Annotated in this window: 12 protein-coding genes and 1 pseudogene; all 13 read right to left on the bottom strand. The window is 40.5% G+C overall.

Features of this window, described 5'->3' with window-relative positions; translation table 11 throughout:
• Positions 1 to 5 precede the first annotated feature (5 nt).
• The 13 genes and pseudogenes from dapA to NFR56_RS03550 all read right to left on the bottom strand — a co-directional run bounded on the left by dapA (position 6) and on the right by NFR56_RS03550 (position 14,300).
• The gene (gene dapA / locus NFR56_RS03610) at positions 6 to 941 is read right to left on the bottom strand and encodes a 4-hydroxy-tetrahydrodipicolinate synthase (RefSeq protein WP_037607907.1); all 936 of its coding nucleotides are present in this window, start codon (positions 939 to 941) and stop codon (positions 6 to 8) included.
• A 252-nt stretch (positions 942 to 1,193) separates the two neighbouring features.
• Positions 1,194 to 2,270 (bottom strand): aspartate-semialdehyde dehydrogenase, encoded by a 1,077-nt coding sequence (locus NFR56_RS03605; RefSeq protein ID WP_037607909.1) that lies wholly within the window; start codon positions 2,268 to 2,270, stop codon positions 1,194 to 1,196.
• 145 nt (positions 2,271 to 2,415) lie between these two features.
• Positions 2,416 to 2,967 carry a LemA family protein gene (locus NFR56_RS03600; RefSeq protein WP_003007420.1) on the bottom strand — a complete coding sequence of 184 codons (552 nt, stop codon included), beginning with the start codon at positions 2,965 to 2,967 and terminating at the stop codon, positions 2,416 to 2,418.
• A complete protein-coding gene (locus NFR56_RS03595; protein WP_070846332.1) occupies positions 2,964 to 3,965 on the bottom strand; it encodes a DUF3137 domain-containing protein in 1,002 nt (333 codons plus the stop codon). Before NFR56_RS03595 ends, NFR56_RS03600 begins: the two co-directional genes overlap by 4 nt.
• A gap of 284 nt (positions 3,966 to 4,249) precedes the next feature.
• Entirely contained in the window at positions 4,250 to 4,909 is a 660-nt protein-coding gene (locus tag NFR56_RS03590; protein ID WP_251457703.1) for a DNA alkylation repair protein, read from the bottom strand.
• Positions 4,899 to 5,429, bottom strand: coding sequence for a GNAT family N-acetyltransferase (locus tag NFR56_RS03585; RefSeq protein WP_049483554.1), 531 nt, complete (start codon positions 5,427 to 5,429; stop codon positions 4,899 to 4,901). Before NFR56_RS03585 ends, NFR56_RS03590 begins: the two co-directional genes overlap by 11 nt.
• Before the next feature lie 493 nt (positions 5,430 to 5,922).
• A pseudogene (locus tag NFR56_RS03580) lies at positions 5,923 to 7,371 on the bottom strand (glycosyl hydrolase family 28-related protein); the annotation flags it as partial.
• 388 nt (positions 7,372 to 7,759) lie between these two features.
• A complete protein-coding gene (locus tag NFR56_RS03575) occupies positions 7,760 to 9,538 on the bottom strand; it encodes an ABC transporter ATP-binding protein (RefSeq protein ID WP_195327394.1) in 1,779 nt (592 codons plus the stop codon).
• Between the two features lie 13 nt (positions 9,539 to 9,551).
• Positions 9,552 to 11,288 (bottom strand): ABC transporter ATP-binding protein, encoded by a 1,737-nt coding sequence (locus NFR56_RS03570; protein WP_251457701.1) that lies wholly within the window; start codon positions 11,286 to 11,288, stop codon positions 9,552 to 9,554.
• Between the two features lie 333 nt (positions 11,289 to 11,621).
• Positions 11,622 to 12,044, bottom strand: a complete 423-nt coding sequence (locus NFR56_RS03565) for a hypothetical protein (RefSeq protein WP_070594838.1) — start codon at positions 12,042 to 12,044, stop codon at positions 11,622 to 11,624.
• A 107-nt stretch (positions 12,045 to 12,151) separates the two neighbouring features.
• Positions 12,152 to 12,601, bottom strand: a complete 450-nt coding sequence (locus NFR56_RS03560; RefSeq protein WP_129824913.1) for a hypothetical protein — start codon at positions 12,599 to 12,601, stop codon at positions 12,152 to 12,154.
• A 108-nt stretch (positions 12,602 to 12,709) separates the two neighbouring features.
• Positions 12,710 to 13,162 carry a hypothetical protein gene (locus NFR56_RS03555; RefSeq protein ID WP_003007432.1) on the bottom strand — a complete coding sequence of 151 codons (453 nt, stop codon included), beginning with the start codon at positions 13,160 to 13,162 and terminating at the stop codon, positions 12,710 to 12,712.
• Positions 13,163 to 13,403: 241 nt separating this feature from the next.
• Complete coding sequence (locus NFR56_RS03550) at positions 13,404 to 14,300, bottom strand: hypothetical protein (protein WP_251457699.1); 897 nt, start codon at positions 14,298 to 14,300, stop codon at positions 13,404 to 13,406.
• Between the last annotated feature and the right edge of the window lie 111 nt (positions 14,301 to 14,411).

Here is a 14,411-nt window from a genome sequence, read left to right as displayed (position 1 = left end):
AGACATCAATAATCCGGACGAAGAACTCCCGTAATGATTTCTTTGGTCGCGTGGTAATCCCCATCCACTACAACCTTGATAATGCGCTTCGCTTCCTCAGCAGGAGCTGGCACTAATGGTAAACGAGTTGGCCCCGCTTCAAAGCCCATATAGTTTAAAACAGCTTTGACAGGAGCTGGACTCGGATAAGAAAAGAGAGCATTGACTTTAGGGATAAATTGACGTTGGATGGCTGCAGCTTTTTTTATATCGTTGTGCTCAATGGCTTGGAACATCTCATACATCTCATCTCCATTTGTATGAGAGGCTACTGAGATCACCCCATCAGCTCCAAGGTTCATAGCATGGAAAGCATCTCCATCTTCCCCTGTATAGACGAGAAATTCTTCGGGCTTGTGTTCAATCAAGTAGGCCATATTGGCAAGAGTTGTACACTCTTTAACCCCGATAATGTTTGGATGTTCTGCCAAACGAAGCATGGTTTCAGGGGTCATTTCCACTACCACACGCCCTGGAATATTGTAGATAATAATCGGAAGATTGGATGCATCCGCAATGGCTTTAAAGTGTTGATACATACCTTCTTGGGATGGTTTGTTATAGTAAGGAACGATAGCCAATCCTGCTGCGAATCCACCAAAAGCATCCACTTCTTTAACGAACTCGATCGAATCGCGAGTTTCATTGGTTCCGACACCAGCGATCAAAGGAACTCGACCATTGACAATCTTTTGTACAGCTGCAAAGAGCTCCAATTCCTCATCGTGGGTCAGGGTTGGACTTTCCGCAGTCGTACCAGCTAAGAGAATCCCGTCTGTATGATGAGCCAAGAGGTGCTCGATCAAGGCAGGAAGAGCGTCAAAATTAATGGTCCCATCTTCATGGAAGGGGGTGATAAATGCAGTGATGATTTTACAATCTTTTAAATCACTATAAGACATAGAAAAACCTTTCTCTATATAAGAAAGAGGCTGGGGCATGCTTGCCTTTGCCTCATGATCTGTTCATTGAACAAGTTGATTTGCTAGGTAGCTGATGAAGAAATCAAACTCTTCGAGTTACTGATTTCTGAATCGTGACGCAGTGGTTGATTGGAACTACTCATGTTTGCAACATTCGTACTTCCTAATCAACTGTGCGGGGGAAAAACTACGAAATCAAACTCTTCGAGTTACTGATTTCTGTTTTTCTCCCTATTTCAATTCAAACTTCAATTCAGCTGTTGGACGTACGAGCCCACGTTCATGAAGGGTTTCTGCGATTTGAACGGAGTTCCAAGCAGCACCTTTGAGGAGGTTGTCTGAAACCACCCACATGTGAATCCCTTTTTCAGCATCCAAGTCTTTACGAATCCGTCCAACGAAGGTATCACGTGAACCTACAGCATTGACTGCTTGAGGATAGATTTGGTGAGCGACATCGTCTTCAAGGACTGCACCTGGGAATTCTGCAATAGCAGCTTTCACTTCGTCAATTGGTGCCACTTCTTTTGTTTCAATGTAGACTGACTCTGAGTGAGCTGACAAGACTGGAATCCGCACACAAGTTGCTGAAACGGCAATGCTATCATCTTCCATGATTTTCTTGGTTTCATTCGTCATCTTCATTTCTTCGTAAGTATAGTCGTTTTCTGTGAAGACATCGATTTGTGGAAGAGCGTTAAAAGCAATTGGGTAGTGTTTCTTATCTCCACCTGAAGGCAAGATTTCAGCTTTGACATCACGTGGATTAACGCCATCATTTAATACTTCTTTCAACTCACGTTGAGTTTCAAGAATAGCTCCCATACCAGCACCTGAAACAGCTTGGTAAGTAGACACGATAATACGTTCCAAGCCCCATTTTTGACGGACTGGCTCAAGAGCGACCATCATTTGGATCGTTGAACAGTTTGGACAAGAGATAATGCCGTTATGAGCATCAAGCGCATGTGCATTCACTTCAGGAACAACCAATGGGACGTCTGGATTTTGACGGAAATAAGAAGTGTTATCCACCACTACTGCGCCTGCTTTCACAGCGTATGGTGCATATTTAGCAGATGTTGAACCGCCAGCTGAGAAAAGGGCAATATCAACGCCTTCGAAAGCATCTTCAGTCGTTTCTTCAATAGTCACATCTTGCCCCTTGAATTGCAAGACCTTCCCTGCAGAACGTGCAGAGGCAAGGTAGCGAATTTTATCGATTGGAAGAGTTGATTCTTCCAACATTTTGATCATTTGAGCACCAACGGCACCTGTAGCACCGACAACAGCAACTGTATATCCCATAGTAAATCCTCTTTCAAAATTTTCTAAAAATTGAGTATTTGTACTATTATACAATTTTTTGGCATAAATGAAAAGTACCAACAGTAGGAAAAAATCCTGATTCTAAGACCAGGATTGTTGATGGTTATTTATAATAAATAGCTCTTTAGTTCAGGTCATAGTTCAAGTCACTTAAATCTTTCTTACCTTGTGTTTCTTCAGCAAGAAATGGAACTTGATGGATCCCCTTTACACCTGCTACGATAGACGCCGGAAATGAAACAATTTCTTGATTGATGTGGCTAATATTACTGTTGACAATTCGCTTCGCTGCAGCAAGATCTTCATTTTCATCAGCAATTTCCTTTTGCAAGGCCAAGAATTGGTTAGAAGACAAGAGCTCTGGATAGTTTTCACCCACTGCACGAATTTGTGCCAAGACATCGTTTTGATTGGTAATGACTTGGTTCGATTCTTGAATAGTCGCTCCTTGGCGTAAAGCAACTAAATCAGTGAAAATCTGTTGCTCATGTTTGGCATAGGCTTTAGCTACTTTTAGCATTTCCGAAATGGTATCATAGCGTTTTACGAGGACGATATCAACGGTTCTCTTTGATTCTTCAATGGTCACTAGATAGCGATTGAGGCGATTTCCTACACTAATAAACCAAATAGCCAATAGGGCAACAAATATGATTAAGCCGATAATGAGATTCATGATGCTTCTCCTTCAAAAATTGCTGTTATTTCTTTAATTAAAGCTAGTTCTCTGCATAATTTATGATATTCAGATACCAAAGATAGCTGATCAATATCTTCCGGTTTTTGGGGCGTCGGAAAGATATAGCGATCGGTATACAAAGAAATAAATAGTTTCTTGTCTTTCAAAAATACACACATGGCATTTTGAGAAATTTGTCGATCAAACCATTCCAACATCTTAGGGGTGAGAAATTTACGGGCAGACAGTTCATCCGTGCAGTAGATATTGTAATTTTCGTTATTGCGAATATCCTCGGTTTCAATCTGAACTTCATCTCCTCTGGCTCCAGGATAAACCCCATTCACCTCCCTCTTAAAAAGAAATGATTTCTTGGTCGGAACCACCCGAAGATGACCAGAGAAATTGATCGGTAGACATAAAGAGAACACTTGTCCAAGGAAATCTGTAACTTCCACATGTTCCGTCCTCGTATGTCCATTAGATGTCCGGTAACGAGTCTCCGTATGATGGGCATAGAGATTTGACACCGTTAGCTCTTTGTCATCATGAAACGATAGTTCTTTGAAACATAGAAAATCAGTCGACCGAGGACATAAATGCGAGAGAGCTTCAGAAGGGATGGAACCGTCCTCTTTGATCGAAGCTCGAGGAAAAACTTCCTTTAATACAGGCGAAAGGATATCATCAAGATAGATCTCATCGTTCGAACGAATTCGATCCCCAAACAAGGCTTTTCGTTTTTTATATTGTGGCCAATAATACAAACCAACAACTAAAAGGATCAAAGGAATAGCTGCAAAACGCAATAAAATGAGAGACAGTATGGCGCAAATAATACCAAAGGATCGCAAAACATTCCACTTAAGATTGTTCTTCATCTGTTCTCGGATCAATCCGATGGCATCCTGAAATTGTTTAGAGTTTTCAAGCTCCTCAATTTTATGCGAATAGTCTGTAGATGCTGAATCATTAGAATGATAGAAATCTCCCAATCAACTCCACTCCTTTCTGACCTAGGCCCTTTACTATATTATAACACCAACATAACTTTGTAGCAACTGTATTATAATAGTTTTCATTTCTTAAAAGGTACAAAAAAATCCTGATCCGAAGACCAGGATTCGAGGCACCTTTCAGTGAGAACAGCCGGTTCACACAACTGTTCAAGGTCCGCTCCTGCGTTACTATTGAATGTAGACCTCCTCAGCGCAAAAGGCTCCTAAGAGCCAATCGACTCATCGCATAAATCTAGTTTACCATGAACATCCACAAACTGTCAAGAAGGTAGGTACTTGCTTCCTTCTCGAATACTCAAAGGAGATAACTGCTCTCGATAGCGGTCGATAAAGGCCCCTACCCAATCCGGATTGACCTTGGAATAGTTGCGTAAGCTCCAGCCAATTGCCTTATTTATAAAGAACTCGCTTTGACCTAGATTATTGAGGATCACTTTTTCTAACAAATCCGTATCTGTTTTTTCTTTCCTCATAAGCTGGTGATCAATGGCAATCCGCCTCAACCAAAAGTCCTGATCCTTACTCCACTCCAGCATAACCTGCTTGGTTTCTGGATAGGTGAAAGTAATCTCTCCGATGATGAGGTCCAACTGATCAATACTATCCCACCAGGACTTGGTTTGAGCTAACTGTTTCAGCTTTGGAAAATCTTCAGGTCTAAGCTCCTCCTTCTTTTTATCCAGATAATCCATAGCAATATATTGGAACTCACGGTAAGGTTGCTGCCAACACTCTTCCACAAAAGCCCAATCAATTGGATTCTTTATGAAAGGTTTAAAAAACTCTCTTTCAATCTTTTTGAGAATTGGTTTTTGAACGCCAAGAAAGCTGAATTTATTTTTCATATAAGCTTCCATATCAGGGATCTTTTCAGGAACTGTTGCTGCTTCTAAAATGGGAATCAAGTCTTCAATCTTCATCCTCTTCCTCACATTTCAAGAGTGTTACCGGCCCATCGATCGTCTTTTGCATCCAGATTATATCATGCCATTTGTTAAACTTATAGCCAATCTTTGGGAAATGTGCGACTTGGACATAGCCCCGCTTTTCATGCATGGCAATGCTCGCTTCGTTCGGAACTGCGATACAAGCCAGAAAGCGTAAGTAGCCTCGTGCTTGCAACTTCTCTTCTAAGGCAGTATAAAGAGCCGATCCGATCCCTTGTCCACGCGCTTCTTTTGCTACATAAATAGACAATTCAGTGGTCCAATCATAGGCAGCGCGTGCATAATAGGTCGAGGCATAGGCATACCCCACAACTTTCCCATCCACTTCTGCAACCAAATAAGGAAATTGGGTCAGCGTTTTTGTGATGCGGCTTTCAAATTCCTGGACAGTCGGCACATCAACCTCAAAGGTAATGGCTGTCTCTGTTACATAAGGTTGGTAAATCGCTCGGATAGCTGCTGCATCGCTAAGCTGAACGGGTCGAATCATCATGGAAGCCTCCTAATTAGATTATACCTAGTATACCGATATGCCTTCTCACTGTCAATGAAGGACTAGCAGCAAGCAAAAAATCCTGGAATTGTATCCAGGATTTCCATTCTTCTTAAACCGTTTGACGTAATCCCATCATCCGGTAAAGAAATAAAGCACTCGGAGCTTTCAAAAAGCTCTTTTGCTTGGAATTTGTTGATTTTAGCACATAGTTAGGTTTGACTGTTTTGGTGACTGTCTTTGCTTGTTTAAGATTCAGACCCGTTTGTTTTTTATACGGTTGAACTTTCGACGGTTGATGGGGGACTTTCACGGCACTTACTTGAAGGGGGGGTTCTTTGACTTTCAAGGCTTGTCCAACTGGTTGTGAAGCAGGAGCAGATAGTCCTGCTTGAGCTGAATGAGAGAGTTGACTCATGGTTTGATTGTTTCTGACTTCGACATGGTTTAGGATACCTCCATTTAGATTGAGGTGATCAGTCACACCTATATCAAATGGCGCTACAAATACATTGTCCTCAATGGTGACATTTTTAATATCTCCATAGCGCGTTTCAACATCAATCGATCCACGATGCTTGTTGTAGATATCGCTCTTCGTCCCTGTACGCTCCAAGAGATTGTGGTGAACCCGAATTCCTTCTTCATTCAAATCAAAGTTATGGCCCTTAAAGACAGTCGTCAAGCGAATTCCAGCATCACCGATATTGTCTTTAATCCGATTGTAGGCAATTTCATGACCTTTTCCACCAAAGATCCCAACACCTCCAGCACGCCAACCAAGTTCAATCGTATTGTGCAAGAATTTATTATTTTCTGCTACTGCTGATTCTGTTCCATCTGCAATACTTGACCAGCTGGCTAGTCCGTCATCTCCATTTCCACGAATACTAGAATTGCGGACAATCGAATTCTTAGTCCCTTGGGCAAAGTTGACTCCGTCAGCCAGGTTGTTTCGCAAACGGACATTTTCTACTACTAGACCATCTGTGTACTTCATATCATTTTTTCCAGCATAATCGCCAATCCACATGCCGACTTCAAAATGTTCGGCCCAAATATCGTGAATATGAGAATTCTTCCCTGGCGTTCCAGAAATGGCCTTGTACTGAGCATTTTCACCATAGCGTGAACGAAGGTTGGAAGAAAGATAGACATCGCTAAATTCAACATGGTTGTCTTGGTGAAGGAAGTCAAATCCACCGCCACCAGCTTGGTCACTTGTAAAATGCAGTTGGGTATGCCAGATACCAGCCCCTGAAATCTTCATATCAGAAGCATCGATACCGACTTTTCGATTGAGATTAAATCGCCCAGCTGGGATATAGACATTCTTTCCGCTTTGTTTAGCTTCATAAATCGCATCATAGAGGGCCTGGCTGTCATCAGTATCATCGTTTGGCGTAGCTCCTTTAGAAACAATATTGATAGCATTGTCCTCTTGAGCAATCGGGTCAGGAGCTTGCTCGAATTCCACAAAGTCAAGGCCGTAATGGACGTCGTCTGACTTGTTTTTCACCAGTGAAACCACATCTCCTTTTTGAAGCTGAACTCCTGGAAGTAGGCTGTGTACTTCATCAAATTGGAAGCGGGCACGTGTATCAGCCTGTGCACTATCGTGTACACCTTTGTCATTCAAATACTGCCAGTTAGATGAGGACGAAAGATCCAATTGTTGAACACTATGACCATTCACCTGTACATCGAGTTGTCCACTTGCTCCATCTGGCACTGTGTAGCGTACGGTTAAGGCATTGGCTGGTTCATTGACCTTAAAGGAAACACCATCTCCTTTTTCTTTTAAAGCGACATAAGTCTGATCAGAAGCTTCAATAGCTGTTGAGTGACTATCTCGAGACTGCTCTACCTCTGCCTTTCCAAGGAGGTTCCCTTTGTCTGCCTCATAACGGGTGTAAGGCATAGATGCTCCATATTGGCTGGTATCTACTTGAGAGCTTGCGGGATCAGAGGTTGTCGCTTCTTGCCCTTGTGTTTGGACTTGTACCTGCTCTCCAGCTTGATCAGCTGCCACAGATTGTCCAGTCAAAAAACAAGCCCCCATGATCGCAATCACGACAGAAAAGACTCCAAGCTTAGATTTGCGAATGCCAAAAGTGATATCTTTGTTTAAATGATTCATCACACATTTCTCCTTTTATTTTTTACAACGATTCTATCCTAATAAAAATTATCATGACAAACAAGGTGAATTGTGTGAATATTCTGTATCAATTTGTTGCAGAAATGTTAACCTTTTTATGTAGTAATAAAAGTGAGTAAGAAAAAAGAGGCTGAGAATGCTTTCTCAAACCTCTTTTGATGACACGCGCTTATTCCGCTTTTTTATTTGAAAATTGGCTATTGTAGAGCTCATAGTAGAATCCTTTATCTGCTAACAAGGATTGGTGATTTCCTTGCTCGATGATTTGGCCATCTTTGAGGACAAGGATTTTATCTGCTTCTTGAATGGTAGACAAGCGGTGAGCAATGACAAAACTAGTCCGCCCTTTCATCAAATTCTTCATGGCTTTTTGAATCAAGAGCTCTAAACGCGTATCGACAGAAGACGTCGCTTCATCCAAAATCAAGATTTTAGGATCCGCTAGGAGCGCACGCGCAATAGTTAGAAGTTGCTTTTGCCCTAGAGAAATATTGCTAGACTCCTGGTTCATTTCCATATTGTAACCACCAGGGAGTGTCCGGATAAAGTGATCGACATTGGCTGCCTTTGCAGCTTCCACAATTTCTTCATCCGTTGCCTCGAGATTACCAAAGCGAAGGTTTTCTTTGATGGTTCCTTCATATAACCAAGCATCCTGAAGCACCATTCCGAATTGCTTGCGGTAATCTTGGCGAGATAGATGACGAATATCATGACCATCCACCGTAATCGATCCTGCAGTCACATCGTAAAAGCGCATGAGCAGATTAATCAGAGTTGTTTTCCCCGCTCCAGTTGGTCCGACAATGGCCACCATTTCACCTGGTTTAACTTCTAGGTTGAAATCACGAATCAAGGGTTTGTCCGCTACATATTGGAAATCAACGTTTTTAAAGCTGACTTGCCCTGTCAAATCTCCAGAGAGGGTTTCTGTCACATCTGCTACTTCATCTGGTTCATCCATGACTTGGAAAATCCGATCTAGAGACGACTTAGCACTTTGTAGCTGTCCTGCCAATTGGGTCAAGTTTTGAATCGGTTGGTTGATTTGCCAAACATATTGAACGAAGGCCTGCATGTTCCCGACAGTCAAACGACCTGCTAACACTTGTAAGCCACCAAACAAAGCGATAATGAGATAGGTCAAATCTGAAATCCCATTTAATATCGGCATCATTAAGCCAGAAATGAAATTAGCCTTGAATCCTACTTTTTGAAGATGATGGGTAATATCATGAAACTCTTCCTGAGAAGATTTTTCCCGGACGTAGAGCTTAAGGACATTAAAGCCTGTTAAATTTTCTTGCACAAAGCCGTTCATTGCTCCCAAAACATCTGCCTGCTCTTTAAAGTAAGGCTGCGATTTTTTCATGATAAATCGAGCACTGAAATAAGTGATCGGAATGGACAAAATGACCACTAGCCCCAGCTGCATGTTTAAGTACAAGACCATGCTGATGACAAAGAGCAAGGTAAAGATAGCATTAACGATTTGTAAGAAGGACTGTTGCAAGGCATTCGAGACAGTTTCGACATCGCTAGTAAAACGTCCGAGCAAATCTCCGAACTGATGCCGGTCAAAAAAAGAAACGGGAATGTGATTGATTTTATGGGACAAATCATTTCGCATGTCCTGAACGGTCTTTTGAACAGCATTAGTCATGAAATAGTTGGAATAATAAGATCCCAACTCATAGAGGACCCCACGGAATAGATAGAGCGTCATAATGATCGCGATATAGGAGGTGTTAAGACCAGCTCCCGCAAGGCCTTTTGCCATATCCATGAGATTTTTTGTCAACTCAGTAATCGCAAGCCCCAAAACAAAGGGTTCGACAACACTCATGACGACACTCAGGATTTTTAAGAAAATGGACAAGCAAACTTCCAAGCGATAGGCTCTCAAGTAAGTCCATAGTCTACTAAAACTGTTTTGTTCTTGTTTCATCTGCTTCTCCTTTCTATTCCTCTGTCAATGATGGACTATCGAGCTGCGAATTAGCAATTTCACGATAGATCTCATTGCTTTCCATCAATTCATCGTGGGTTCCTCGACCGACAATTTCCCCTTGGTCCAAGACAATTATTTGATCCGCATCCATAATGGTTCCCACACGTTGCGCTACGATCAAAACGGTCGCATCTCCTGTAACTTCTTTGAGACGCTTCCGCAAAGTGGCATCCGTCTTGTAGTCCAAAGCAGAGAAGGAATCATCGAAAATAAAGATATCCGGATCTTTGACAACGGCACGAGCGATAGACAAGCGTTGTTTTTGACCACCTGAAAGGTTGCTACCACCTTCTGCCAAATGCGTATCAAAGCGTTCCTCACGGCTGTCGATAAATTCCTTGGCTTGGGAAATTTCAGCCGCTTGTTCTAGCTCTTGTACAGAGGCATCTTCTTTCCCATAACGAAGGTTCTCAGCAATGGTTCCCGTAAAGAGCAAGGCCTTTTGTGGAATAAAACCAATCTTTTGGCGAAGGGCTTTCAGATTGTAGTCACGGACATCCACACCATCGACCAAAATCTTCCCTAGGGTGACATCATAGAATCGAGGAATCAACTGCACAAGTGAAGATTTTCCAGAACCGGTTGAGCCAATAAAGGCAATGGTTTCGCCAGGTTTGGCTTGAAAGGAAATATTATGGAGAACTGGACTCTCCGTCTCACCTGGATAAGCAAAGGTGACATTGTCAAATTCCAAATAGCCACGAGATGCTGTCTCTGTTACACCATTCTCATTTGGATCAATCGAAATGGGCATATCCATGATTTCCTTGAGACGCCGGCTAGAAACCGCAGTCCGAGGATACATGGTAAAGAGATTGGCTAAAAAGAGGAAAGATAAGAGCGCGTGGAAGCTATACTCAATAAAGGCAACCAGATCCCCAATTTTCAAACTACCGTCATGAAGAGGATCCAAAGCAAACCAGACAATCGCCACAATCATAGCAATGATGATCTGCACAAATAGGGGTTCTGTCAAACCAGTAAGTTTGAACAATTTATTCGAGTTTTCCGCGTAGACTTCATTTTCAGCCGCAAATTTATCCTCTTGGAATTCTTCACGGGCAAAGGCACGAATCACACGAAGTCCTGTCAAATTTTCACGGGCAAATTGATTAAGATGGTCGAGGGTCTTTTGTTGCTTCTCAGAAAGAGGACGTGTCTTAACTGCTACATACCAAACGACGACAGCAAGAAATGGTACAGATACTGCTACAATCCACGCTAGAGAAGGACTGGTCGTCAGAATCAAGAGAACACTGGAAACCATCATCAAGGGTGTGATGACCCCCATCTTCAACATAGAATCCGCAAACTGCATCAAAACAAAGGCATCTGAAGTCAAGCGAGTGACCAATGACGATACCCCAATTTGCTCATACTCGTGATGCGAGTACTCCTGTAACTTGGCATAGAGGTCATTGCGCATATCGCGGACCATGGTGGTCGTTAGCTGACCAACCGCGTAAGACAAGATAATCCGTCCCACAATCCCAAGCAAAATGATCGCAAACATGACCCAGCCCCAGAAATACAGCCGATCCACATCACGCGGGTTAATCCCCTCATCAATCATGCGAGCTAGAATCGTTGGCAAGCCCAAATTGACAATAACAAACAGGACCGCTGAAAATAGATTCAGAGCTAGCCACTTGGGATACTTTTTCAAGTAAGACCAAATATAAAGCATAGATGATTCTCCTTTTCCATAAATAATAACCTTGATCACACAGAAAAGAGGGAGCGAGACGAAATCATTTTCAAAGAAAATCATTCCTGCCCCAATCCCATCTGTAGTCTCATTTATTATATCAAACCAGTCATAAATGTAAAGCAAAAGAGAGTGGGACAGAAATCGGTAATTCGTTAGAATTCGATTTCGTCGTCCCACCTCCGCACAGTTGAGTAGGGCTGTAAAAGCTGATGGAACCAGCGTAGTAGAGCCCACTCAACCACTGCGTCTTGCTCGACAATTCAAAAATAATTGAGAGGCTAAGACTTTTGTCCCAGCCTCTCAGTCGCTTTATTTCGTGCGTTTGAGTTTAGCATTTTTAAGAATAACAAGATTCGCTTGGTCACTAGAACTTAATTTAGATAAATCAAATGTCAATTCATCACCTTTGATGTTGTATTTCAACTCCATATCACCATAAGAACGTTTTAATGATTTTTCCTTTTGATCAACTTTTAAATCCAATTTTAATGGTACTTCATTACCAGCCATCTTCTGAATAATTTTTAATTCCCCTTTTGAATCTTTAATAGTCAATTCAATGGTAACTTTCGCATCTTTCAACACTTCAGATTCTGAATCTTGCCCCATTAACTGATCTATATTCGTCTCCATTTTGTAGGTCCCATTATCACTTTTAGCACCACAAGCTACTAACAGAACAACTGCAAAAATAGCAACAATACCTAACATAAGGCGTTTAACATTTTTCATAATCAATCTCCTAATGTATTTTATAATCAGATTTTACCATTATTTTAATACTAATTCAAGATATTTTAAAAAAAGAAAAGAGCAGGTTTCCCCGCTCTTCACTTGCATTATTTCGTGCGTTTGAGTTTAGCGTTTTTAAGAATCATAAGATCCCCTTGGTTGCTATTACTTAACTTAGAAAGATCAAATGTCAAATAGTCACCATCGACCTTGTATGTAATCTTTTCTCCTCTACCATCATTTGACGAGATTGTTTTCTCTTTTTGATTGATTTTGACATCATAAGATCGCTCATTCTTTTGACCAGCGACTTCACCCGCGATGCTGAGGGTTCCTTTAGAATCTTTGATCTTAATAGAAACTTCAAAATTAATAACATCCCCAATAGACTCTAATTGACTACCTGATAAGCCCTGCTCCTCAAGAATTTTCTTGAGTTCTGTTTTTGATGGTTTGTAGACATAAGTCCCATTATCACTTTTGGCACCACAAGCCACCAAGAAGACTGCTGCAAAAACTGCAACGAAAGCTAAAAGAATACGTTTAATATTTTTCATAATCAATCTCCTAATGTATTTTATAATCAGATTTTACCACTATTTTAATACCGATTCAAGATGTTTTAAAGAAGAAAAAGAGCAGATCCCCTCTGCCCTTCTCTTGTATTATTTTGTACGTTTGAATTTAGCGTTTTTGAACATTTCCAAAGCGGCTTCATGACCTGAACTCTTCTCACCAGATAAATCAAAAGTGAACACATCGCCTGAAACTTTGTATTTAACCTTTTCACCTTCACCTGTTTTAGATTGAAGAGTTTTCTTTTGTTGGTCAACTTTCATATCAAATGATTGGTCAGTCTTTTGTCCCATCATTTCACCTTTAATTTTAAGGCTACCTGTTTTATCTTTAATGGTCACTGAAACTTCCAATTTAACATTGTCGATCAATGCATCTACACTTGAACTTGGAGCACCTTGTTCTTCAAGGATTTCCTTCACTTCAGTTTTTGATGGTTTGTAGACATAAGTCCCGTTATCACTTTTGGCACCACATGCCACCAAGAGGACTGCTGCAAAAACAGCTACTACAGCCAAAAGAATACGTTTAAAGTTTTTCATCAGAAATCTCCTATTTTGTTGATAGTAGTTATTATATCAAAAAAATAGAAGTCTAACAACATAATAGATTAGTAAGGACTTAGATAGTAATAGTAGAAGAATATTCGGTGGAGGCAACACTATCCGAAAAAAAAGGTATAAATTTGATAAATACAATAAAAATCAGGCTTTTGACCGGTTCAATACCTATTTTCTGGATACGCAAAAAGCAGATAGCCCTATACTATCTACTTTTTATATGTTATTTTTGACGTTTGAATTTTGCATCTTTGAATAAAGCAAATGTTTCACTATCATCTGACTCAAATTTACTCAAATCCAACGTCAAAACGTCACCATTAATCTTATACTTGACTTTATCTATTCCACCTTCTGCTGATTCAAGAGTTTTAGTCTTTTGATCAGCTTTCAGGTCAATTTTTTTCTCTTTACTTTCTTCAAGAGCTTTCATTTCGATAATCATCTTAGCTTTTGTATCTTTAATTTCGATCGTCATTCTCAGTGTGAGTTGATCGGAAAATTGATTCAGTTCGTCATCAGTAGCTCCTTGTTCTTTTAGGATACTTTCTATTTTCTCCTTATCTGCATTATAAACGTATTTTCCATTGTCGTTAGCTATAAAACTCTGAGATGTAGAACTCTTAGATTTAGAATCCTTAGATGTACCTCCCTTAGATGTATGGGAACTTGATCGTTTGAATTTTACAGATTTGAGGAATGTTGCCATATTTTCATCTCCAATATCAAGGTTTGGATTTTCAAGCGTTAAAACATCCCCTTCGATCTTATATGTTATCTTTTTCTCAGGATCCTCTTCTGACCATATAATTTTATTCTTTTGATCTACTTTTAAATCTACTGTTTTTTCTTGGTCATTGCCAAAGATACTAACTGAGGCAGAAATTGTTCCAGTGTTATCCTTAATTTCTAGTACCAATTTAATTTTTAACTGATCAACGAAAAGGTTGGCTGCACTATTAGTCCCAGTTTCTTTTTCCACCATTTCTAGGATTTCTTCTGATGTAGGTTCAAATACATAGACACCGTTATCGCTAGACCCAACCCCACCACAAGAGGCTAGAAAGAAAGCGCTAAAAGCAAACAAAGCAATAAACACCAAACGTTTTAAATATTTCATAAATAATCTCCTTTTAACTTATTAAAAATATTTTTTAAAAAATAGAAGACAAGTTAACATAAAATAGCAAGTTTATGATGAGATATAATAGCTAAACAAATATCTTCGATC

Source organism: Streptococcus caecimuris (genome assembly GCF_943193075.1).
Classification (GTDB): Bacteria; Bacillota; Bacilli; order Lactobacillales; family Streptococcaceae; genus Streptococcus; species Streptococcus caecimuris.
This window is presented reverse-complemented; position numbering and strand designations above follow the sequence as displayed.